The organism is Bacillus sp. LNXM65, assembly GCF_002998575.1.
GTDB lineage: Bacteria > Bacillota > Bacilli > Bacillales > Bacillaceae > Bacillus.
In genome coordinates this window covers 177148-198522 of record NZ_PVRB01000004.1, presented here as the reverse complement: position 1 = coordinate 198522, position 21375 = coordinate 177148, and the positions used below count along the sequence as shown (strand labels likewise).

Annotated in this window: 24 protein-coding genes, 1 pseudogene and 1 riboswitch; of the genes and pseudogenes, 21 read left to right on the top strand and 4 right to left on the bottom strand. The window is 41.4% G+C overall.

The genetic code is table 11. The annotated features are described in order from the left end of the window. The first annotated feature begins 80 nt into the window (after nucleotides 1–80). The gene (gene lysA / locus C6Y03_RS09500; RefSeq protein ID WP_060596764.1) at nucleotides 81–1406 is read left to right on the top strand and encodes a diaminopimelate decarboxylase; all 1326 of its coding nucleotides are present in this window, start codon (nucleotides 81–83) and stop codon (nucleotides 1404–1406) included. A gap of 38 nt (nucleotides 1407–1444) precedes the next feature. Here lysA and C6Y03_RS09495 read toward each other — a convergent pair whose 3' ends face one another. Continuing rightward, entirely contained in the window at nucleotides 1445–2329 is an 885-nt protein-coding gene (locus C6Y03_RS09495) for a DUF1002 domain-containing protein (protein WP_034661133.1), read from the bottom strand. Nucleotides 2330–2651: 322 nt separating this feature from the next. Here C6Y03_RS09495 and C6Y03_RS09490 point away from each other — a divergent pair, with 322 nt between their 5' ends. Continuing rightward, nucleotides 2652–3089 (top strand): peptidylprolyl isomerase, encoded by a 438-nt coding sequence (locus C6Y03_RS09490; protein WP_106039224.1) that lies wholly within the window; start codon nucleotides 2652–2654, stop codon nucleotides 3087–3089. A 30-nt stretch (nucleotides 3090–3119) separates the two neighbouring features. Here the strand turns inward: C6Y03_RS09490 and C6Y03_RS09485 are convergent, their stop codons facing one another. Continuing rightward, a complete protein-coding gene (locus tag C6Y03_RS09485) occupies nucleotides 3120–4382 on the bottom strand; it encodes an MFS transporter (protein WP_106039223.1) in 1263 nt (420 codons plus the stop codon). Between the two features lie 269 nt (nucleotides 4383–4651). Between C6Y03_RS09485 and C6Y03_RS09480 the strand changes: the two genes are divergently transcribed. From C6Y03_RS09480 to C6Y03_RS09445, 7 genes and pseudogenes are all read left to right on the top strand, one after another. Beyond that, on the top strand, nucleotides 4652–5233 hold the full coding sequence (locus C6Y03_RS09480) for a TetR/AcrR family transcriptional regulator (RefSeq protein WP_034661130.1): 582 nt from the start codon (nucleotides 4652–4654) through the stop codon (nucleotides 5231–5233). A gap of 220 nt (nucleotides 5234–5453) precedes the next feature. Then, nucleotides 5454–5687 carry a DUF2164 domain-containing protein gene (locus tag C6Y03_RS09470; RefSeq protein ID WP_003215556.1) on the top strand — a complete coding sequence of 78 codons (234 nt, stop codon included), beginning with the start codon at nucleotides 5454–5456 and terminating at the stop codon, nucleotides 5685–5687. A gap of 224 nt (nucleotides 5688–5911) precedes the next feature. Further along, nucleotides 5912–6256, top strand: coding sequence for a hypothetical protein (locus C6Y03_RS09465; RefSeq protein WP_034318777.1), 345 nt, complete (start codon nucleotides 5912–5914; stop codon nucleotides 6254–6256). 105 nt (nucleotides 6257–6361) lie between these two features. Then, nucleotides 6362–6503, top strand: a riboswitch (FMN riboswitch). Nucleotides 6504–6757: 254 nt separating this feature from the next. Continuing rightward, nucleotides 6758–7408 (top strand): riboflavin synthase, encoded by a 651-nt coding sequence (ribE, locus tag C6Y03_RS09460; RefSeq protein ID WP_060596762.1) that lies wholly within the window; start codon nucleotides 6758–6760, stop codon nucleotides 7406–7408. Nucleotides 7409–7419: 11 nt separating this feature from the next. Beyond that, a pseudogene (gene ribB, locus C6Y03_RS09455) lies at nucleotides 7420–8025 on the top strand (3,4-dihydroxy-2-butanone-4-phosphate synthase); the annotation flags it as partial. Nucleotides 8026–8072: 47 nt separating this feature from the next. Beyond that, nucleotides 8073–8537 carry a 6,7-dimethyl-8-ribityllumazine synthase gene (gene ribH / locus C6Y03_RS09450; protein ID WP_060596841.1) on the top strand — a complete coding sequence of 155 codons (465 nt, stop codon included), beginning with the start codon at nucleotides 8073–8075 and terminating at the stop codon, nucleotides 8535–8537. 113 nt (nucleotides 8538–8650) lie between these two features. After that, nucleotides 8651–9004, top strand: a complete 354-nt coding sequence (locus C6Y03_RS09445) for a GNAT family N-acetyltransferase (RefSeq protein ID WP_003215830.1) — start codon at nucleotides 8651–8653, stop codon at nucleotides 9002–9004. A gap of 24 nt (nucleotides 9005–9028) precedes the next feature. Here C6Y03_RS09445 and C6Y03_RS09440 read toward each other — a convergent pair whose 3' ends face one another. Both C6Y03_RS09440 and C6Y03_RS09435 read right to left on the bottom strand, forming a co-directional pair. Beyond that, a complete protein-coding gene (locus C6Y03_RS09440) occupies nucleotides 9029–9553 on the bottom strand; it encodes a DUF309 domain-containing protein (protein ID WP_034661127.1) in 525 nt (174 codons plus the stop codon). 87 nt (nucleotides 9554–9640) lie between these two features. Continuing rightward, on the bottom strand, nucleotides 9641–9733 hold the full coding sequence (locus C6Y03_RS09435) for a YjcZ family sporulation protein (protein ID WP_012010430.1): 93 nt from the start codon (nucleotides 9731–9733) through the stop codon (nucleotides 9641–9643). A gap of 210 nt (nucleotides 9734–9943) precedes the next feature. Here C6Y03_RS09435 and C6Y03_RS09430 point away from each other — a divergent pair, with 210 nt between their 5' ends. The 12 genes from C6Y03_RS09430 (at nucleotide 9944) to C6Y03_RS09375 (ending at nucleotide 21179) form a co-directional block, all read left to right on the top strand. Then, complete coding sequence (locus C6Y03_RS09430; protein ID WP_034661986.1) at nucleotides 9944–10702, top strand: segregation/condensation protein A; 759 nt, start codon at nucleotides 9944–9946, stop codon at nucleotides 10700–10702. Further along, complete coding sequence (gene scpB / locus C6Y03_RS09425; RefSeq protein ID WP_034661126.1) at nucleotides 10692–11285, top strand: SMC-Scp complex subunit ScpB; 594 nt, start codon at nucleotides 10692–10694, stop codon at nucleotides 11283–11285. Before C6Y03_RS09430 ends, scpB begins: the two co-directional genes overlap by 11 nt. Nucleotides 11286–11398: 113 nt before the next feature. Next, the gene (locus C6Y03_RS09420) at nucleotides 11399–11878 is read left to right on the top strand and encodes a YpuI family protein (RefSeq protein ID WP_034661124.1); all 480 of its coding nucleotides are present in this window, start codon (nucleotides 11399–11401) and stop codon (nucleotides 11876–11878) included. Between the two features lie 112 nt (nucleotides 11879–11990). Next, nucleotides 11991–13142 carry a D-alanyl-D-alanine carboxypeptidase family protein gene (locus tag C6Y03_RS09415; RefSeq protein WP_106039221.1) on the top strand — a complete coding sequence of 384 codons (1152 nt, stop codon included), beginning with the start codon at nucleotides 11991–11993 and terminating at the stop codon, nucleotides 13140–13142. Next, nucleotides 13130–13717 (top strand): nucleoside recognition domain-containing protein, encoded by a 588-nt coding sequence (locus C6Y03_RS09410; protein WP_095285349.1) that lies wholly within the window; start codon nucleotides 13130–13132, stop codon nucleotides 13715–13717. Before C6Y03_RS09415 ends, C6Y03_RS09410 begins: the two co-directional genes overlap by 13 nt. Before the next feature lie 4 nt (nucleotides 13718–13721). Continuing rightward, complete coding sequence (locus tag C6Y03_RS09405) at nucleotides 13722–14258, top strand: spore maturation protein (RefSeq protein WP_003216139.1); 537 nt, start codon at nucleotides 13722–13724, stop codon at nucleotides 14256–14258. A gap of 135 nt (nucleotides 14259–14393) precedes the next feature. After that, complete coding sequence (rluB, locus tag C6Y03_RS09400) at nucleotides 14394–15128, top strand: 23S rRNA pseudouridine(2605) synthase RluB (RefSeq protein WP_034661122.1); 735 nt, start codon at nucleotides 14394–14396, stop codon at nucleotides 15126–15128. A gap of 90 nt (nucleotides 15129–15218) precedes the next feature. Then, nucleotides 15219–15749, top strand: a complete 531-nt coding sequence (resA, locus tag C6Y03_RS09395) for a thiol-disulfide oxidoreductase ResA (RefSeq protein WP_106039220.1) — start codon at nucleotides 15219–15221, stop codon at nucleotides 15747–15749. 1 nt (nucleotide 15750) lies between these two features. Further along, nucleotides 15751–17430, top strand: coding sequence for a cytochrome c biogenesis protein ResB (resB, locus tag C6Y03_RS09390; protein ID WP_060596758.1), 1680 nt, complete (start codon nucleotides 15751–15753; stop codon nucleotides 17428–17430). Further along, nucleotides 17414–18592 (top strand): c-type cytochrome biogenesis protein CcsB, encoded by a 1179-nt coding sequence (gene ccsB, locus C6Y03_RS09385; protein WP_050943828.1) that lies wholly within the window; start codon nucleotides 17414–17416, stop codon nucleotides 18590–18592. The genes resB and ccsB overlap by 17 nt, the downstream gene beginning before the upstream one ends. A gap of 86 nt (nucleotides 18593–18678) precedes the next feature. Then, nucleotides 18679–19401: a response regulator transcription factor gene (locus C6Y03_RS09380; protein WP_003215596.1), complete on the top strand. Its 723-nt coding sequence runs from the start codon at nucleotides 18679–18681 to the stop codon at nucleotides 19399–19401. Continuing rightward, nucleotides 19398–21179 (top strand): ATP-binding protein, encoded by a 1782-nt coding sequence (locus tag C6Y03_RS09375; RefSeq protein ID WP_060596757.1) that lies wholly within the window; start codon nucleotides 19398–19400, stop codon nucleotides 21177–21179. The genes C6Y03_RS09380 and C6Y03_RS09375 overlap by 4 nt, the downstream gene beginning before the upstream one ends. The last annotated feature ends 196 nt before the right edge of the window (nucleotides 21180–21375 follow it).

The window sequence follows — 21375 nt, the reverse complement described above, 5'->3', positions numbered from 1 at the left end:
ATTTTTAACTTTGAGAAACGGCAAAAGGCAGCTCACGCAGCTGTCTTTTTTCAGCCGAGGCGGAGAAAGAGGGAATGACATTGTATTTACACGGCACTTGCAGACAAAATGAACTCGGTCATTTAGAAATTGGTGGTGTTGATGCCGTTTCTTTAGCTGAAACGTATGGGACACCACTTTATGTATATGATGTGGCTTTAATACGGGAGCGTGCAAAAAGCTTTCAAAAAGCATTTATAGAAGAAGAGTTAACAGCGCAGGTAGCATATGCGAGTAAAGCATTTTCCTCCATCGCCATGTTTCAGCTTGCCAAGGAAGAAGGATTATCTCTTGATGTCGTATCAGGAGGGGAGCTTCACACAGCCATTTGCGCCGGGTTTCCGGTAGAAAAAATTCATTTCCATGGCAACAATAAAAGCAGGGAAGAATTGAAAATGGCGTTAGAGCACGAGATCGGCTGTATTGTCGTAGATAATTTCTACGAAATGAAGCTCATTGAAGAGCTTGGTCAAGAGCTGTCAAAACAGGTGAAAGTGCTGCTCCGTATTACACCAGGTGTCGAAGCGCATACACATGATTACATTACAACAGGCCAAGAGGATTCCAAATTTGGCTTTGACCTTCACAATGGACAAGCAGATGAAGCGGTGAAACAAGTGCTTGGATCAGAAGTGATCGAGCTTTTAGGCGTTCATTGCCATATCGGTTCACAAATTTTTGATACGGCTGGTTTTGTCCTTGCAGCAGATAAAATCTTTTTGAAGCTAGATGAATGGAGAGAATCATTTGGTTTTATTTCGACCGTGTTAAACTTAGGCGGCGGCTTTGGTATCCGTTATACAGAAGAAGATGAACCACTTCCTGCGACAGAATACGTCGAGAAAATTATCCAAGCTGTAAAAGAGAACGTAGCCCGCTATGAGTTTGATATGCCGGAAATTTGGATTGAGCCAGGCCGCTCTCTCGTTGGAGATGCAGGGACAACGCTTTATACGATCGGCTCATCAAAACATGTACCTGGCATTCGCGATTATGTTGCGGTAGATGGGGGAATGAGTGACAACATTCGTCCAGCTTTATATCAAGCGAAATATGAAGCGGCAAGTGCCAACAAAATGAGCCAAACGCATGATCAAACGGTTTCCATTGCAGGGAAATGCTGTGAAAGCGGAGATATGCTCATTTGGGATATCGATTTGCCAGAGTTATCACAAGGAGATTTATTAGCTGTCTTTTGTACCGGAGCTTACGGCTACAGTATGTCAAACAACTATAACCGCATCCCGCGCCCGGCTGTTGTATTTGTAGAAGACGGGGAAGCGCAGCTTGTCGTTGAACGCGAAACATATGCCGATATTGTCAAACTTGATTTACCGTATCAATCAAAAGTGAAATCATCTACGTAAAAAAGCTGCCTGATGTACAGGCAGCTTTTTATGATGACTTATTTTCCTCCAGTAAATACAGAGACGATTGCGTTCCAAATGGAGACAAAGAAATCCCAAATCTTTTGAAGAAGGTTTTTCCCTTCATCTGATTCTATGAATTTCGTAATCTTGTCTTTTGCTTTATCGATTTGAGATCCTACTTGGCTCCAATCGATATTGATGTTCTTCATTTTATCGAATAGTGAAACAAGCTGATCCTTTTGATCTTGCGTTAGATTTAAGTTTAAATCAGAAGCAGCCTGATCCACTTTTTCTTCTACTTCTTTTGTTGTTTTAGGGACACCATTTTTCGCAATGTCATCCTTGATTTTTGCAATAAGGGCAGAAGCATTGTCTTTCCCGATGGAGTCACCCAATTTAGAAGTTGTCACAAGCTCTTCGTTTGCTACCTGTTTCACATCTTCTGGAATGGCTTTGTCGCTTGACACTTCATAGGCTTTTAATAGACCCGTCAGTGCGGCTGTACCAGAAACTTCAAACGGCGCAGTCACGACAACCTTGGCATCCTTGACACCGGCTGTCATTAAAGCATTTAAATACATCTCATCTGTAATGGTCTTGATGTTATGTGTATCCACAGTCAGACCAGTACCTGATTTTTCAATGGTGATAGATGAAGATGATAATGCTCTCGTCCCGATAGAAGAACGAGGGATATACTTTCCTAAATATTCATGCTCTTCTTTATTGGTTACTTCAATTTTTGTCGCATTTTCAGGTGGATTCAACTCGTCAAGCACCTTCTGGCGATCAGCCGGAGTTAAGTCTTGCCCAAGTGTGACGATGACATCGCCGACAGCTGCATCCGCTAAGCTGACTTTTGGCGCACCAATTAGGAAAAGGAGCGCTGCCATCATACCAAGCATTGATTTTTTAAACATGTTGACCTCCTTCAAGTCGAAAGGGTTCCTCTTTCAAGAGAAACTCATCTTTTGAGCACACGTAAAGAAATGCACTCCATCATATAGACGTAACAAATCGATTCGACGTTTCAATTTTCTTTTTAAGATGTTTTCCTTTTCCAATATAATGAAGACATGTTGCACAGTCTGTCATCAATTTAATAGGAAAAAAGGATCAAGCTCTTCTATTGTATCAATCCTAAGAAAAGAGGTAAATCACAATCAAAGAGCAGGGGATGTTTAACATCACCGAAAATGTGCTATAATGAGCGTTGTTTAACCTGAAAGGAGAATGTGAAAAATGGCGAAAAAAGGATACATACAACTAACGAATGGTAAGAAAATTGAGTTTGAACTATACCTAGAGGCTGCTCCAGGTACAGTAGCAAACTTTGAAAAATTAGCGAATGAAGGCTTCTACGATGGATTGAAATTCCACCGCGTCATCCCAGGCTTCGTAAGCCAAGGCGGCGATCCAAACGGTAATGGAACTGGTGGTCCTGGTTACACAATTAAATGTGAAACAGAAGGGAATCCACATCAACACGAAAGAGGTTCATTATCAATGGCGCATGCTGGTAAAGATACAGGCGGCAGCCAATTCTTTATCGTACATGACCCTCAGCCGCATTTAAACGGTGTTCACACTGTTTTTGGCAAAGTAACATCTGGTATCGAGGCTGTTCTAGATATGGAACAAGGCCAAGGTATGGAAAAAGTCGAAGTTGTCGATGCTTAATCCAAAACACCGCTTAATCGCGGTGTTTTTTTATGTTAAATCTGATTTTACGGTTATTTGTTCCGTGAGGCGGTAGGTGATGATCCAATACAAAAGGGCAATGGCACTGACAGAGGCACCAAATAAACATACCCCGATCCAGCCATCGTTTGCGTAGATGCTGGTTGAAACAATAGAACCAGTCGCACTGCCGATGGAGTAAAAAATCATATAAGCAGCAGTAAGCCGGCTTCTCGCCTCAGGCCGCACAGTGAAAATCATACTCTGATTGGTCACGTGTACGGCCTGCACAGATAGGTCAAGAATGATAATACCAATGACTAATGCAATAAGTGAATGCTTAACCAAACCGATGAAAAACCATGAAACGAGCAATAGGACAAGGGCAATGCAGGTTGTGAACTGTCCTAAACCTCGATCAGCAAGGCTTCCAGCCCGAGCAGCGCCTAATGCTCCGGCAACTCCAGCAAGACCAAATGCACCAATTGCCGTATGTGAAAGATTGTATGGCGTGGTACTGAGGGGCAGCACGAGCGAAGTCCATAACGTACCAAACACAATAAAAATAAGAAGAGCCAGAATTCCACGGATGCGCAGGATTCGTTCTTGTCTGAACAATGTAAACATTGAACGAAGCAGGTTTGCATAGGATAATGACTCTCTTTCGCTGTCATCACCCGGGAGAATTCGGAACAACACGCCAGTTATGATAAGCATCATAATGGCAGAAACTAGGTAGACTGACCTCCAGCCGGCGAGATCGGTTAGTACACCAGCAAACGTTCGTGCGAGAAGAATCCCGATCACGATCCCACTTTGCACCAAGCCAACAATACGACCGCGCTCTTCTGGAGCGGCCCAAGTCGCTGCGAACGCTACGAGTACTTGAGTGACCACAGCAAGCAGTCCGACCACAGCTAATCCTATAAAGAGGACGGAGACGATAGGAGCGATGCCGACTAGAATGAGAGACAACACGGATAAAAGCATCTGACCAATGATGAGCCGGCGTCTATTCAATAGATCACCAAGTGGTACTATCAGTAGCAGCCCCAGCGCATAACAAAGCTGAGTAATCGTAATGACCATGCCAATGGATGAATAGGTGATACCAAACTCGGATGCGAGGGAGTCTAATAACGGTTGTGCAAAGTATATGTTTGCAACTGCCATCCCGCAGGCTATCGCAAACAGCAGTGCCATATAGCGAGTCATCGTTGATCTCGGTTTGATTGGTAAATGAGTCGTTTCCATATCAAGATGTTCAATGGAAGTGATTTTTTCTTTCACCATGCATTTCATCGTCTCCTTTTGTACTAAAAAGTATAATATACTGGTCGGTATATTATGATTCCTGTTAAGGATAACCAACAAAACGTTTTAAAGTCAAGACTTTAATACAGTTAATTGATGCTGATCTTGAGAGGGTAAGGCAATTTGACATTAGTACGTCAATAAAATAAAATTATAATGTACTGATTGGTAACCAAATAGAGAATAATATCAAGAAATAGATGGCTGACTTTGTGAAGAAATTTTATTGTTGAAATGAGGAATTGCTGATGGTTCGACAACGGGAATTTGATAAGGAAAAAGCGTTGGATGAGGCAATGGTGCTTTTTTGGGAAAAGGGGTATAGGGCCACTACATTAAGCGATTTGACTGCAAAAATGGGAATACAGCGGCCAAGCTTATACTCAGCTTTTGGAGATAAAGAGGAATTATTTGAGGCCGCATTACGCAAATATACAAAACAGCATGCTGGCCATATTCGAACAAAACTTCAAAGCAATCTTTCTGCAAAGGAAGCATTTCATGCATTATTTGCAGATTTAGTAGAAGAGGAATATAGAGATGGTCCGAGTAAAGGATGTTTTTGCATCAATACAATAGTGGAACTTGCGCCACACGAAGAGAAATTTGAAATTCTTACAAGAGAGCATCAGATGTATCTTTCGGTCATTTTTGAAGAAAGGATTGTTCAAGGTATTCGCTCGGGTGAGCTCGAAAGCAGTCTGAATGCTAAAGCTTTAGCACAGACACTGGTCGTTTCTTTCATTGGACTTACCGTCCTCATGAAATCTCGTCCAGAGCGTTCATTTGTAGATCATTCTGTAGCGACGATACTTTCCATATTGAAATAAACAGTCTACGTGGAAAACAGTCAATATAGGGAAAGCGTATTTTGATCAAGCTATCAAAACACGCTTTTTCTTTTAGGACAGTTATGGACAGAACTCGATTTTGTGATATGATAAGAGAACAAATATTCGCATTTGTGGGTGTCGCCACATTCAACTGAAAAACAGAAGTCAATGCAAATTAAAAAAGCGTGTTTCATGCTGAAAGAAAGCAGGAGATAATTTGAAACCATTAACAAAAGAAGAAAAAAATCAAATGATGATTGCCATTCAGCGTTACTTTGCCGAAGAACGAGAAGAAGAGATTGGTGAATTAGCAGCCATTAATATACTAGAATTTATCACAAAAAATCTTGGAAGTTACTATTATAATCAAGGGGTTCGTGACAGCCGGAACATTGCTGTTCAGAGATCGCAATTGTTAGAGGAAGATCTATTCGCACTCGAAAAAAGATGATCATCAATGGTGTGCGCCCTACTAACGGATAAAGAGGAAAGAGACCCCCTTAATAAAGAACGCATATTCGTATCATATGTAATGATGAAAAGGTGGAACCAAAGGTCCAACTCAATCGTTATATAAGTAACCATTAATGGAAATCAGCTTTTTTGGTTTTATTTCATCAAAAGAAGGAATAAAACATACAAATAGGCGAAGTGCAGATGATGGAGGTTCTAAATATGGGGAAAATTAAATTGAAAATTGCCGTCTTATTTGTTTTACTGCTTTGTTTAGGCGCAGGTTATTTATACATGAATGGCATGAAAATTGAAGATGTGCCAACAGCCATTGGTGAAAGCTTAACAAATAATGATAAAGATTATACCATCTATGAATATACCATTACGAAAATTGATGGAGATGAATATTACGGTCAAGCAAAAAACGGCACAAAAATCATTTTTAATGGAAAGAAATTCGAAGATGATGTGGCCGACTTGAAGAAAGGCGATCGTATTAAAGCCTACTTTAGTAATGAAAAAAGAATAGATGGACTTATAAAAGTAGTAAAAGTCGTTAATTAACAAGTCTCCTTTCCTATAAGGAGACTTTTTTTGTGAGAAATCTTGATTGTTGCATTTGACAACAAGGATCGCTATAATAGCCCCTAAGGACAGCTAAATATCGATTGTATCCTTCGGGGCAGGGTGAAAATCCCGACCGACGGTAATAAAGCAAATGCTTTACAGCCCGTGACCCGTTAATTTATTAACGGTTGATTCAGTGAAAAGCTGAAGCCGACAGTGAAAGTCTGGATGGGAGAAGGATAAAGAAAGCTATGAACGAAAAATATTTGTTGATCATAGTTTTATTTCTGATGCAAAAAAGCCAAAGCCCCGGAATTTTTTCCGGGGCTTTCTGTATGTACATGTAGTTAATAGACCGGCATGCAGTGTTTATTAGGTGATCCCTCATCTACCTTGTATGGACCTTAAAAAGCGACGAAGGTGCTCAATCGATCACATGTCCCTAACATCGCTTTTTTATAAAGTGAGAAATACAAATGAAAAGAAAGGGAGGATCACATGTTTACGGGGATAATTGAAGAAGTTGGCACCGTACAGTCATTAAGTAAAAAGTCAGCAGATGCCATGGAAATTGTCATTAAGTGCAGCCGTGTGCTAGAAGATGTTCACCTTGGAGACAGTATTGCGATCAATGGTGTATGTCTTACAGTCACAAGCTTTACAAAAGCACAGTTCGCAGCAGATGTGATGCCAGAGACGGTCAAAGCGACATCACTGGATCAGCTGACATCAGGCAGTCCAGTGAATTTAGAGCGGGCCATGTCCTCGAATGGACGATTCGGCGGCCATTTTGTCTCAGGCCATGTTGACGGAACGGCAGTCATTACCCGAATAGAAAAGAAAAGTAATGCCATTTACTATGATTTGGAGATGGACAAGACCCTCACAGATATGCTCACGCAAAAGGGTTCGATCGCAATAGATGGTGTCAGCTTAACCATTTTCGATTTGCAAGATTCACACGTCACAGTCTCTATTATTCCTCATACGCTTGAAGGAACTATTTTCCCGACTAAATCTATGGGAGAGATTGTGAATATAGAGTGTGACATGATCGGCAAATACATTTATCGCTTTTTAACAAAAGAACAAGGCGAAAAGCAGCCATCCCGATTGACCCCATCATTTTTAAAAGAGCACGGATTCTAGGAGGCGATTGTATGTATCATTCAGTAGAAGAAGCAGTATATGCTCTAAAAGAAGGAGAAATCATTATTGTAGTGGATGATGAAGACAGAGAGAATGAAGGAGATTTTGTGGCACTTGCTGAGCATGCCACGCCTGAAGTTATTAACTTTATGGCTTTACATGGAAGAGGCCTCATTTGTACACCGGTCCATGCGTCGATCGCCCAACACCTGAACCTGCATCCAATGGTAGTACAAAATACAGATGCACACCATACAGCGTTTACAGTGAGCATTGATCATGTGACAACGACGACTGGTATTAGTGCTTTTGAGCGCTCTGCGACCATGCTTGCCATGTTAAATAAAGACGCAACACCAGAAGAATTTGCCCGCCCAGGTCATGTGTTTCCGCTCATTGCAAAAGAGGGCGGTGTACTAGAAAGACCAGGTCATACAGAGGCGGCGGTAGATCTTGCGAAACTGGCAGGTTCAGAGCCAGCGGGTGTCATATGTGAAATTATGAATGTAGATGGCACAATGGCGCGCGTCCCCGAACTAAAAGAGATCCAAAAACAGCACGGTTTAAAGATGCTGACAATCGAAGCATTGCAGACCTATTTAAACAATAACGAAACAGCAACTATCGAAACAAAATAAAAATCACAAAAAAGGATGATCAACATATGAATACAATACAAGGGCATGTAGTAGCAGAAGGACTAAAATTTGCAATCGTCGTCGCGAGATTTAATGACTTTATTACAAGTAAACTGCTTGACGGAGCAGAAGATACATTGCTCAGACACGGAGCAAACGGTGACGATATTGATGTCGTGTGGGTACCGGGTGCTTTTGAAATTCCGTACATGGCAAAAAAACTAGCTGAAACAAAGAAATACGATGCCGTCATTACACTAGGAACCGTAATCCGGGGCGCAACAACTCACTACGATTATGTTTGTAATGAAGCCGCTAAAGGAATTGCTCAAAGTGCCATGTCAACAGGAGTACCGATTATCTTTGGTGTACTAACAACAGAATCCATTGAACAAGCCATCGAAAGAGCCGGCACAAAAGCTGGAAATAAAGGCAGCGAATCGGCTGCAGCTGCCATTGAAATGGCGAATCTCAATCGAACCTTTCGTTAATTTAGTGAAAAAGAGTTTAAAAACGGTATAAAAATGTTTATAATGTGTGATGAGCAAATGATTCGTGAGACATTTGCTGGACATTAGGATAATTTGAATATTGAGGGGTATATATGTTAATTCGTTATAAGAGGTCTTTTGAAAAAATTGCCATGGGGCTACTCTCCTTCATGCCGGGTGAGAAAGACGTCAAACAGCTTCAGCAGACGATGAAGTCATATGAAATGGATGAAAATCGGCAGCTGTTCCTTTGGAAAGATGGCGAGGATATCGTAGGTGCCATTGGTGTGTTGAAAACAGACGACCAAGTACAAATCGAGCATATTAGTGTGAATCCATCCCATCGAGATCAAGGAATCGGCAAGGAAATGGTTTTAGCCGTGGAAGAGGTATTCAAAACCAAAACACTCATTCCAAATGAATTAACGCAAGGCTTCTTTCATAAGTGTCACAGCGAAACAAATTAAATATCACACATGTAAAAGCAGAGGCTACAGTCCTCTGCTTTTTTTACGTTCGATCTGCTTTTTTCGTTCAAGCAATACATCTGTCCGGTCACGCAGTCTATGTTTTTCGATCAAAAATGTGTGGGATAAGTTGCTCTCCTGTCCAAAGGTCAGTCCTTCTTTTTGAGCCATTTCTTGGCATAAAGAAAGAAGCGCTTGATCTTTGATCGGGAGCAACACACTTTCGTAGGGCATGTCTTCATTCATTTTCTTCTTTAGCGTTCTCAGAAGTATGAGAAACGCCTCATCATCTAGACCGAGGTTCGCTAATACGGGCCGGTTTGCTTCCAGCAAGTGGAGGCTGTTTGAAATGAGCCGTTTTGCCCCTTTTCCATTTCCCCGTCTTTGATGATACAAAGCAACGGCAAGCTGAATGAAACCAACCCAATATTCTTTGCGCTGCTCAGGCGGGTCTTCCTTCCAATATTCCTCAAGAATTTCATGACACTCAAAATAATCTCTTGTCGTATGAAATTCATGTAAAAAAGCCACGTACGCTTCTGGATACACAGTGGTCATCTCCTTTTCCACTCTCAGTCTAACATATTGAAAAGAAAAGAAGAAAGAGCGCCCTTCGTGAAAGGACGCTCTGTTTCTTTAATAAACCCAAGCCGCGCCAACGATGATCAGCAAGATGAAAAGCACGACAATAAGCGCGAAACCTCCGCCAAAGTTATAGCCATCTCCCATAATGATACGGCCTCCTTTTTCATCAGTTCTGTTTTACAATGGTATTCTATGTATAAATGCCCTGAGTGGTATGGGCGAAACCACTGTTTTTCTTGTTTTGCCTAGGACATCATGGTCGAAATTATATTGGACGAGAGCTTTGTCCTGTCTTATACTAAAGGTTAGCCGGTGAAACGGTACTTAGAAGACAGTAGAAATGGTGAGAAAAAAATGCTGGAATATCAGGTGAAAATAGATTCGTTTGAAGGTCCTTTGGACTTACTTTTACATTTAATCAACCGGTTGGAAATCGATATTTATGATATTCCCGTTGCTAAAATTACGGAGCAGTATTTATTATATGTCCACACAATGAGGGAGCTTGAACTTGATGTGGCAAGTGAATATTTGGTGATGGCTGCAACCCTCCTGAGTATTAAAAGCAGAATGCTCCTTCCGAAACAAGAGGAAGAGCTATTTGATGAAGACCTGCTCGAAGAGGAAGAGGACCCTCGAGAAGAGCTGATTGGCAAATTGATTGAATACCGCAAGTATAAAAATGCAGCACAAGAACTAAAGGAACGCGAGGAAGAAAGGCAAAATGCCTTTACAAAACCTCCGAGTGATTTAAGCGAATTTGCAAAAGAATCTGAAGTGAAGGACACAAACTTACATGTCACGGTGTATGATATGTTAGGTGCGTTCCAAAAGGTATTGAACCGAAAAAAAATAACGAAACCAGCACCATCTAAGATTACAAGACAAGAAATCCCGATTGAAGACAAAATGAATGAGATTATGAACCATTTAAGAAAAACGAAAAAGCGGACCAATTTCATGACTCTATTTCAACATGATCAAAAGGAGCACCTTGTCGTGACGTTTCTTGCTGTTCTCGAATTGATGAAAAGTCATCAAATCATGTTAGAGCAGGAAGGAAACTTTGAAGACATTTATATAATAGGGAGTGAAACGATTCATGACGCTTGATATCGTGAATTGGAAAGCCATCATAGAAGCGCTGCTGTATGCAGCAGGTGACGAAGGCTTAACAAAAAAACAGCTCATGTCTGTTCTTGAAGTAGAAGAGGCAGCATTACTCGACATGATGTCTGCCGTAAAGGAAGAATATCAAAAACAAGAACGAGGGATTGAGCTTATTGAATATGCAGATTCATATATGCTGCTGACGAAAAAAGAATACAGCATTTATTTGAAAAAATTAGTCGAGACCCCATCCAAAGGTTTGTCACAGGCAGCGCTTGAGGTACTCGCAATCGTTTCTTATAAACAGCCGATCACACGCAGTGAGGTAGAGGAGATCAGAGGAGTCAAATCAGAGCGGGTGCTTCATAGTTTAGTAGCCAAAGCACTGCTCTGTGAAGTAGGACGTGCCGATGGCCCGGGGCGAGCGATTCTTTATGGGACAACACCTACCTTTTTAGAGCAGTTTGGCTTAAAGGCCTTGGATGAATTACCTCCGCTGCCAGAGAATGTGGAAGCAGATGGTGTACAAGAAGAGGCTGATCTATTTTTTGAAAACTTCAATCAAACATTCGAAGAGATAAAATAGTTCAAAAGAATTAAAAATGTATGATAAAATATAAAAAAGATTTTAGGTCTAACATCTATTGATGTCAGATAAAATGGTAATAAAGCCATGAGGGGAAGGTAAACACGAAACAAATGGCACATATGAATGTAAAGGCTCAAGTTGATCAAGCAGGCGTCTTTTTATCAAAGGTTGCAACTGAAATGAATGGTTTTCTGAACGAAGCTACCTTATCAAGCATGAAACGATTAAACCCTGAAGCGGAAGCCTATTATTGTGACATATTGAGTACATTACGGAAGCTTGCAGTGTACAGCGAGGATGCAGCGGCAGTTTGCAGGAAAATCAGCCAGCAGCAGACATTCCCTCAGCAAGCCGCGCAGCAGACGCTTCACCGTATTTATCATCAATGTATTGAAGAATTTTTTACGCCGAAAAAGGATACATGGTATGAAGACAGCCGTTCCGCGTATACAGGAAAGGGCAGCATTGTTTTCCACCATGAAGTATCCGCTGATATGAAACGATTATTTTCTTCATTAGAAAACGATTTTTTAGCGATGAGAGAAGAGCTAGAATATACGACATCTCATCAGCAAATGAAAATGGTATAGCAAGAGGAAAAAGTGTCTCTACATATAGAGACGCTTTTTTTTATGGACGAGGCATCATAACTTTTTAAGGCGCGCATACACTTGTACAAAACGGACAAGGACGTGAATGAACATGCCCTATTTAAAAATTGGAACAGCAGTCCTTCTTCTATTTACACTCTTACTGCCTTTTTCCTCACATGCCAAAGCAGACATATCATTATCTGTGAGTGCAAGAAGCGCCATTTTAATAGATGGACAGTCAGGCAGAGTCCTATTTGGAAAGGACGAGCATGAAAAAAGGAGAATCGCCAGTATTACGAAAATTATGACGGCGGTATTAGCCATTGAATCAGGAAAAATGAAAGACACCGTCAAGGTATCAAAACGCGCGATTCAAGCAGAGGGCTCATCGCTCTATTTAAAAGAAGGGCAGAAGGTGAGTTTAGAAGACTTGACGTACGGGCTTATGCTGCGTTCTGGAAATGATGCAGCTGTTGCCATTGCAGAGCATGTGGGCGGCAGCTTAGAAGGATTTATTTTTATGATGAATCAAAAAGCGTCTGAACTAGGAATGGAGAATACAAATTTTCAAAATCCGCATGGACTCGATGATCATAAACATCATTATTCATCAGCCTATGACATGGCCATTTTAACAAAATATGCCATGGAGCATAAACAATATCAAAAAATTGCGGGCACGACTTTCTATAAAGCGAAAACGATGGAAGGCTATTGGAAAAATAAAAACAAGCTCCTCACTGGTTTATATCAATATTCAACTGGGGGGAAAACGGGATATACGAAGCTTGCAAAACGCACACTTGTCTCTACAGCTGCAAAAGGGGATGCGGCGCTGATCGCTGTGACCATTAATGCTCCAGATGATTGGAAGGATCATATCTCTATGTTTGAATATGCATTTGATCACTATAAAACGTACGTACTTGCTGAAAAAGGAAGACTCGCTTCGTTAAAAGGAACCTTTTACGAAAAAAAAGCATTTATCAAGCGTGATGTGGACTATTTTTTAAATGAAGATGAGAAAAAGCTAGTGGAAATTGAAACGGAAATGCTTACCCCTCAAAAGAAGTGGGAAAAAAACGCCGAAGCCATCCCGGATGTTGTAGGGAAAATGACATTTTTATTAGATGGCCAGGTGATCGAGCAAGTGCCGATTTTTTATGAAAATAAACGAAATCGAATGCCTCAAAAAAGCTTTCAAGAAATGTTTAAGTCTGTCTTTCAGACATCTATAGGCGGATTTTCATGGTCAATCTAATTTGGGTATTCCTCACTGTCATCGGTCTTGTGTATGCGATGTTCAACGGAACGATGGAGGAAGTAAACGAAGCTGTATTTAAGGGCTCAAAAGAAGCAGTTACCATTTCAATTGGTCTGATTAGTGTCCTCGTTTTTTGGCTCGGACTGATGAAGATTGCAGAAGAGGCAGGTTTGTTAAATTTCTTTAGTAAATTGTGCCGTCCCTTTATTTCAAAGCTATTTCCGGATATTCCGCCTAACCATCCCGCAATGGGATATATTTTGTCCAACCTTATGGCGAATTTCTTTGGTCTCGGGAATGCCGCAACACCGCTTGGGATTAAGGCAATGGAGCAGATGAAAGCATTAAACGAGGGGAAAAATGAAGCAAGCCGGTCCATGATTACATTTTTAGCGGTCAACACATCCTCTATCACACTTGTGCCAACAACCGTCATTGCGATTAGAATGACCTATGGTGCAGATCAGCCAACAGACATTGTAGGCCCAACCATTTTGGCAACACTCATTTCAGGAATCGGTGCAATTCTCATTGATCGCTATTTCCACTATCGCAGAAGCAGGCGGGGGTGATCTCGTGTCATTTATTAACTGGCTGTCACTTGCTTTGATCCCACTGATCATCGCAGGAATTTTAATTGCAGGAACCATTAAAAAGGTACCGACCTATGAAACATTTGTCGAGGGCGGGAAAGAGGGCATTCAAATTGCCTTTTCAATCATTCCTTATTTAGTCGGTATGCTTGTAGCCATTACGATATTCCGTGCGTCTGGTGCGCTTGACTTTGTCATGGGACTGTTAAAACCCGTGTTTACAGCGATCGGCTTCCCGGCAGAAGTGGTGCCGCTTGCGTTTATTCGTCCGATATCTGGCACGGCCGCACTCGGGATGACATCAGACCTCATTGCGACATATGGACCAGATTCTTTTATCGGACAGCTCGCAGCTGTCATGCAAGGGTCAACAGATACCACCCTATACATTTTAACGGTCTATTTTGGAGCAGTCGGTATTAAAAAGATGGGGGATGCGCTGAAAGTAGGACTGTTAGCGGACCTCATTGGAATCATTGCATCTGTCATCATCGTCAGTTTGTTATTTAGCGGCGCCTAATGAGGCGCTTTTTTGTATTTCGTGGATGGAAAATCGCTTTTTAGCTGAAATTAGACAGACGAATCGCTTATTTTTCCACGAATGCTTGTTTGTTTTAAGTCAAGCAAGTAAGATAGTACATGAGGTGAAAGACAAATGGAACGTTTACAGAAAGTAATTGCACATGCCGGCGTCGCTTCTAGACGAAAGGCAGAAGAATTAATTAAAGAAGGACGAGTTACCGTTAATGGACAAACAGTGACAGAGCTCGGAGTAAAAGTGGGCTCTTCAGATAAAATTGAAGTCAACGGATTAAAGCTTGAAAGAGAAGAACCGGTTTACTTTATGCTTTATAAACCGCGCGGCGTCATTTCAGCTGCTGAGGATGATAAAGGACGTAAGGTCGTCACAGATTTCTTTGATGACGTCCCGCAGCGCCTTTATCCAATCGGCCGCTTAGATTATGATACGAGCGGTTTGATTTTAATTACAAATGACGGGGAATTTGCCCATAAGCTCATGCATCCGAAATATGAAATTGATAAAACGTATGCAGCGAAGCTAAAAGGCATCCCATCAAAGGAATTGCTTAGAAAGCTAGAAAAAGGGATCATGTTAGATCATAAAAAGACAGCACGTGCTCGTGCCAAAATGCTTTCTATCGATAAACGAAAGCAGACATCTATCGTTCAATTAACCATTCATGAAGGCAGAAACAGACAAGTGCGCCGCATGTTTGAAGCGATCGGTCATGATGTGTTAAAGCTAAAAAGAGAGCAATATGCGTTCCTTCATATTGAAGGCATGAGACCGGGAGACCGCAGAGAATTGTCTCCGCATGAAGTCAAGCGCCTAAGAGCGATTGCAGATCATGGGAAAAGCGCTTTTTAATTTTCACATAAACTTCAAAAAATGAAGAAGCATCAAAAGAAGGAGAATGCTATAATTTACCTGAATGTCTATGGGGAAGGGGTACTTCAGATGAAGAAAAGACGGTTTTTCATACGGACGGGCATTCTCCTCGTGATGCTTGCTGCACTATGTTATACCATGTATAACTCAGTATTTGCCAAACAGGATCGGGTCAAAGAAGGATCTATTGCGCCAAACTTTGTCCTTCAATCTGTGGATGGGGAACAGATTGAATTAAAGGACTTAAAAGGCAAAGGCATCTTTCTAAATTTTTGGGGGACCTGGTGTGGTCCGTGTAAACAAGAATTCCCTTATATGTCGAATCAGTATGAAGTGTTCAAGAATCGCGGTGTGGAAATTGTTGCAGTCAATGTTGCGGAATCCAATATTGCCGTGAAGAATTTTATGGAATCCTATGGCGTGAATTTTCCTGTTGCGATGGACAAAGATCGTCAAGTGACAGAGGCATATGATATTGGGCAGTTGCCAACTACGCTTTTAATTAATCCTGAAGGCAAGGTAATCAAAGTCATAAAGGGAACCATGACAGAACGTAATGTCTATGAATATATGAATTTGATTAAACCAAAGGGGTCATAGAATGAAAGAGGTAAAGTGCGAGTGTGGACATATTAATCCAATCGGAACTGTTCTATGTGAATCATGCGGGAATCCAATTGCAGCTATAGAGAAAAACTCTTCAAAGCTGCTTGATATGAGATATGACGGCAGTGCAAGACGCTCGCAAACATACAACAAAACGATTGTGGATAAAGTATGGAACTTTTTTTCTTCCGTTAAAGTGGGTGTGTGGCTGATTGTTATTACACTGCTTGCTTCCTCACTAGGAACCATTTTTCCGCAGGAGCGGTTTATTCCGCCAGGTGCATCTGCTTCCACCTATTATGAAGAGCAATATGGGTCGTTTGGTAAGCTGTATTACATACTTGGATTCCATGATCTTTATAATTCTTGGTGGTTTTTAGCTTTAGTCGCATCAATCGGAATCTCCCTTGTCATTTGCAGTCTCGACCGGGTCATTCCTCTTTATCGGGCACTTAAAAACCAAGGGGTTATCAAAAAAGAAGGCTTTATGAGAAGACAGCGTCTGTTCAGTGAGACAGACAAAACGTTAGATCAGCATACATATGAAGGCATCATAAGAGCAATGAAACAAAAGCGTTACCGCGTGCGAGAAGAAAACGGACATATTTTAGCTGAAAAAGGCCGCTTTTCACGCTGGGGGCCTTACGTCAATCACATTGGATTAATCATCTTTCTCATTGGATCGATGCTCCGGTTTGTCCCAGGCATGTACGTGGATGAAACGCTCTGGGTCAGAGAAGGTGAAACGGCCCCAATCCCAGGCACAGATGGTCAATACTTCTTGAAAAATAATGCGTTTTCAATTGACCGCTATGAAACTGGAAATGAAAAAGAAGTGTTTGAGAATGCGATTGAAAGAGCTGGCGACGGTCAAGTGGTGAAAAGTTATAAAACCGATGCCACTTTATACAAACGTGAAGGGGAAGTTGTGTTTGGTGAAAAGCCCAAGCTGAAGCAGGTAACAGAACACGATATCAAAGTGAACGAACCGCTCAAGTTTGATCATTTCTCATTATATCAAGTGGATTTTAAACAAAATGAACTCGATCAAATGGTCTTTCAACTGATTCGTAAAGATACAGAAAAATCTTTCGGAACAGTGAAGATTAATCTGCTGGAGCCTAAGTCAGAATATGATCTTGGTAGCGGTTACAAAGTCAAAGTGATGAGCTATCTCCCTGATTTTTATTTTGACGATGATGGAACGCCGAGTACGAAAACAAGGAATCCGAATAATCCTGCTTTCGTGTTTGAAATGATTTCTCCTGAAAAGCCTAAAGGTGAAAAAAGCTTTGTGGCGATTCAAGAGACAGTAGAAGGCTCTGATAACAACATATATAAAATGAAGTTTGATCGAGTGGAAACGAAAAACGTCACGGGATTGACGGTTAGAAAAGATTTAACTCTCGGGGTGCTCATCGTAGGCGGGATTATCTTCATGATTGGTGTCGTGCAGGGGATGTATTGGCAGCATAGAAGAATTTGGCTGTCTGCAAAGGATGGAAAAGTATTTGTGGCAGGACACACAAACAAAAACTGGTTCGGCTTAAAGTCTGATCTCAACGTGTTACTAAGTGACAGTGGCATCAAACAGCCAGTTGATCAAAAAGAACTGCCTGATACAACAAGTATCAGCAAAAGCAAGGGGGAAGGATTAGATGGCAGCAGTCAGTGAAAACCTGTTATTTGCAGCTTTTCTATTGTATTTAGCGGCAGTTCCTTTTTTTGGTGGTGCCATTAAAGGAAAAAAGAAAGTTGATGGACCGCGCAGGAATAAGGCGGCACTTATCGGCATTACGCTCACCATCATCGGTTTTTTAAGTCAATTTGGCTATTTTATTTCAAGATGGATGGCGTCTGGTCATGCACCAGTCAGTAATTTGTTTGAATTCACAACCGCTTTTGGCATGATGCTTGTGCTCGCATTCATCATTTTATATTTTGTGTATCAAGTGTCTGTACTTGGTTTATTTACACTTCCAATCGCTTTATTGATTATTGCCTATGCAAGTATGTTCCCATCTGATATATCACCGCTGATTCCTTCACTACAAAGTAATTGGCTTTATATTCACGTGACAACAGCAGCACTTGGGCAAGCCATTTTAGCGATCAGCTTTGTGGCAGGTGTCATCTTCCTATTAAAGCATGTCGACCAAACAAAGCCAGGGAAGAAGACATTTGGTTTAGAGCTCGTCATGTTTATGATTGTCGTCACACTTGCATTTATCGCTGTCACGTCCATCTTTAGAATGACAGGATACGAGGCGAAATTTAATTGGGTCGATAAAAATAAAGAGGAAAGTGTGATGGTCTATGAGCTGCCAGCTCTAGTTGGACCTCATAAAGGAGAGCTTGTGACGCAAGATCGTTTGGAACCATTTGTTGATTTGCCGCCTGTTTTTTCAGGAAGAAAGGTCAATACGGTGTTATGGTCATTCGGCACGGGGCTGATCTTGTATGGACTGATTCGGTTGATCATTCGCAAACGACTCAGCGCTCTGCTTCAACCGCTTGTGAAGCAGGTGAACCTAGATTTAGTCGATGAAATTGGATACAGGGCTGTTTCCATTGGTTTCCCTGTATTTGCGTTAGGCGGGCTGATTTTTGCAATGATCTGGGCGCAAATTGCCTGGACTCGGTTCTGGGGCTGGGACCCGAAGGAAGTATGGGCATTGATTACGTTTCTCTTTTATGCAGCCTACCTTCATCTTCGCTTATCAAGGGGCTGGCATGGCGAAAAGTCCGCTTGGTTAGCTGTCATCGGATTCGCCATCATTATGTTTAATCTCATCTTTGTCAATCTTGTGATTGCAGGGCTTCATTCTTACGCGTAATCACATGAAAAAGGCCAACTTTTATGAATCGATTCGGCTTTTTGTTAAAATGAATGTAACAACGGAGAAAGCAGGAGGATTGTCTAATGGAACACACAACTCAAACGAAAATATTAGTCGTAGATGATGAGGCAAGAATTCGCCGCCTTTTAAAAATGTATTTAGAACGTGAAAATTATGAAATCGATGAAGCAGAAAATGGAGATGAGGCGATTCAAAAAGGACTCCAAACAGATTATGACCTCATTTTACTCGATTTAATGATGCCTGGGACAGATGGAATCGAAGTGTGTAATCAAATTCGAGACAAAAAAGCGACTCCAATCATTATGCTGACGGCAAAAGGAGAAGAAGCCAACCGCGTCCAAGGGTTTGAGGCAGGAACGGATGACTATATCGTAAAACCTTTTAGCCCGCGTGAAGTTGTTTTACGTGTGAAGGCATTGCTCAGAAGATCTTCTCAAACGTCTTATCTCAATACTGGGACAACAACAAAAGATGTACTTGTGTTTTCTCATCTTTCAATTGACCACGATGCGCATAGAGTGACGGCTGATGGCAAAGAAGTCAGTCTCACGCCGAAGGAATATGAGCTTTTATATTTCCTTGCGAAAACACCGGATAAGGTTTATGACAGAGAGAAGCTGTTAAAAGAAGTATGGCAGTATGAATTCTTTGGAGACTTGAGAACAGTCGATACCCACGTCAAACGACTTCGCGAAAAGCTGAATAAAGTGTCACCAGAAGCTGCGAAAAAAATCGTGACGGTATGGGGTGTCGGGTACAAATTTGAGGTCGGCGCTGAATGAAACTGTGGAAAAGTGTCGTTGGAAAGTTATGGTTAACCATTCTCTTCCTCGTCCTGATCGTTTTATCTATTTTAACCGTGCTTCTTTTAGAGTTCATTGAGAATTACCATGTAGAAGAAGCAAAGTCAGATTTAACTCAAATGGCAAACAAAGTAGCGGTCATTTTAGAAAGCCATGAGGATCAATCGCTCGCAAGGTCGATTACATCAGAGCTTGCTGACAAATTGACGAGTATTGCGATTATCCAAGAGGACGGGCTAGAGTGGTATTCGTCTGAAAAAGACGGGAAGCTTCCTGCGATTACAAAGAAACAAATTGAAGCGGACAGTGATTTAAATCAAGCACTAAAAGATCGTAAAAAAATCAGTAAACGTGCAGAACCAAATGCAGGCAATCAGAAAGATGAACGAATTGTCGTCGGTGTTCCATTTGAGGCAAACGGAAAAAAAGGCATGGTCTTTCTTTCTCAATCATTACTCGCTGTAGAACAAACAACGAAACATACGACGCGTTATATCTTCTTAGCAGCCGGAATTGCCATTGTTCTGACCACTATCTTCGCTTTCTTCTTATCAACACGTGTCACCTATCCTCTCAGAAAGATGAGAGAGGGAGCACAGGATTTGGCGAAGGGGAAATTTGATACAAAGATTCCTATATTAACGCAAGACGAAATTGGAGAATTGGCCATCGCCTTTAATCAAATGGGCAAGCAGCTTAAATTCCATATCACAGCCTTAAATCAAGAAAAAGAACATTTGTCCAACATTTTAAGCAGTATGGCCGATGGTGTCATCACCATCAATATTGATGGAACGATTCTCATGACGAATCCTCCTGCAGAACGATTCTTGCAGGCATGGTATTACGAGCAAAATATGAAGATCAAAGATGGAGATGAACTGCCACCAGAAGCGAGAGAACTGTTTCATACAGCCGTCAGCACAGAAAAAGAGCAAATGATCGAAGTCACGCTGCAAGGACGTACTTGGGTTCTTCTCATGTCTCCGCTTTATAATCAGCAGGATGTCAGGGGAGCAGTTGCGGTCCTTCGTGATATGACAGAGGAACGAAGACTTGATAAGCTGAGAAAAGACTTCATTGCCAATGTCAGTCATGAACTTCGTACACCAATTGCCATGCTTCAAGGGTATAGTGAGGCGATTGTAGATGATATTGCAGGCTCAGAAGAGGAAAAGAAAGAGATTGCGCAAATTATCTACGACGAATCACTTCGAATGGGACGTCTTGTGAATGACCTTCTAGATCTAGCGAGAATGGAAGCGGGCCATATTACACTTAATCTTGAATCGACAGATACAGAAGAGTTAACCGAGAAGATTTACCGCAAGTTTCTCGGTATTGCGAAAGAAAAACAAGTTGATCTCACATATGACATTCAAGTGGATGAACCGCACTTTGTACTCGATCCGGATAAGATTGAGCAGGTGTTTACGAATCTCATTGATAACGCCATTCGTCATACACCAGAGGGCGGAGAGGTTCACTTCTCGGTTCAATCGGTGGAAAGCGGTCTGAAAATGGATGTAAAAGATTCGGGAAGCGGAATCCCGGAAGAGGATCTGCCATTTATTTTCGAACGTTTCTATAAAGCGGATAAGGCAAGAACAAGAGGGCGTTCTGGTACTGGGCTTGGTCTTGCGATTGTGAAGAACATCGTAGAGGCGCATCAAGGCTCCATTCATGCACATAGCAAAGCGGGTACAGGTACACACTTTACCTTTTATATTCCGAGAAAAAAGCAGGAACTCGTCTAATCCTGACGAAGAATCTTGTTACATGAGAAACACTTCTTTTCTAAAAAAAGAAGTGTTTTTTTATTTTCATATTTTTAAGGAGAAGTTAAACAAAAAGCCCTTCCCAAATTGTCGAACTTGTAATATATTTGTCATAAAGTTGTAATGTAACGTTTTGTAAGAGTCAATCGACAAAAATAAGTGAACGGAGGGGTTT

Coding starts and splice junctions, on each gene's coding strand:
- C6Y03_RS09485 (WP_106039223.1), bottom strand. CDS start 4,382: ATGGTGAAAGAAAAAATCACTTCCATTGAACATCTTGATATGGAAACG.
- rluB (WP_034661122.1), top strand. CDS start 14,394: ATGGAACGTTTACAGAAAGTAATTGCACATGCCGGCGTCGCTTCTAGA.
- resA (WP_106039220.1), top strand. CDS start 15,219: ATGAAGAAAAGACGGTTTTTCATACGGACGGGCATTCTCCTCGTGATG.
- C6Y03_RS09465 (WP_034318777.1), top strand. CDS start 5,912: ATGGGGAAAATTAAATTGAAAATTGCCGTCTTATTTGTTTTACTGCTT.
- C6Y03_RS09380 (WP_003215596.1), top strand. CDS start 18,679: ATGGAACACACAACTCAAACGAAAATATTAGTCGTAGATGATGAGGCA.
- ribE (WP_060596762.1), top strand. CDS start 6,758: ATGTTTACGGGGATAATTGAAGAAGTTGGCACCGTACAGTCATTAAGT.
- C6Y03_RS09435 (WP_012010430.1), bottom strand. CDS start 9,733: ATGGGAGATGGCTATAACTTTGGCGGAGGTTTCGCGCTTATTGTCGTG.
- ribH (WP_060596841.1), top strand. CDS start 8,073: ATGAATACAATACAAGGGCATGTAGTAGCAGAAGGACTAAAATTTGCA.
- C6Y03_RS09445 (WP_003215830.1), top strand. CDS start 8,651: ATGTTAATTCGTTATAAGAGGTCTTTTGAAAAAATTGCCATGGGGCTA.
- C6Y03_RS09480 (WP_034661130.1), top strand. CDS start 4,652: ATGGTTCGACAACGGGAATTTGATAAGGAAAAAGCGTTGGATGAGGCA.
- C6Y03_RS09495 (WP_034661133.1), bottom strand. CDS start 2,329: ATGTTTAAAAAATCAATGCTTGGTATGATGGCAGCGCTCCTTTTCCTA.
- resB (WP_060596758.1), top strand. CDS start 15,751: ATGAAAGAGGTAAAGTGCGAGTGTGGACATATTAATCCAATCGGAACT.
- C6Y03_RS09490 (WP_106039224.1), top strand. CDS start 2,652: ATGGCGAAAAAAGGATACATACAACTAACGAATGGTAAGAAAATTGAG.
- C6Y03_RS09420 (WP_034661124.1), top strand. CDS start 11,399: ATGGCACATATGAATGTAAAGGCTCAAGTTGATCAAGCAGGCGTCTTT.
- C6Y03_RS09415 (WP_106039221.1), top strand. CDS start 11,991: ATGCCCTATTTAAAAATTGGAACAGCAGTCCTTCTTCTATTTACACTC.
- C6Y03_RS09410 (WP_095285349.1), top strand. CDS start 13,130: ATGGTCAATCTAATTTGGGTATTCCTCACTGTCATCGGTCTTGTGTAT.
- scpB (WP_034661126.1), top strand. CDS start 10,692: ATGACGCTTGATATCGTGAATTGGAAAGCCATCATAGAAGCGCTGCTG.
- C6Y03_RS09430 (WP_034661986.1), top strand. CDS start 9,944: ATGCTGGAATATCAGGTGAAAATAGATTCGTTTGAAGGTCCTTTGGAC.
- C6Y03_RS09375 (WP_060596757.1), top strand. CDS start 19,398: ATGAAACTGTGGAAAAGTGTCGTTGGAAAGTTATGGTTAACCATTCTC.
- ccsB (WP_050943828.1), top strand. CDS start 17,414: ATGGCAGCAGTCAGTGAAAACCTGTTATTTGCAGCTTTTCTATTGTAT.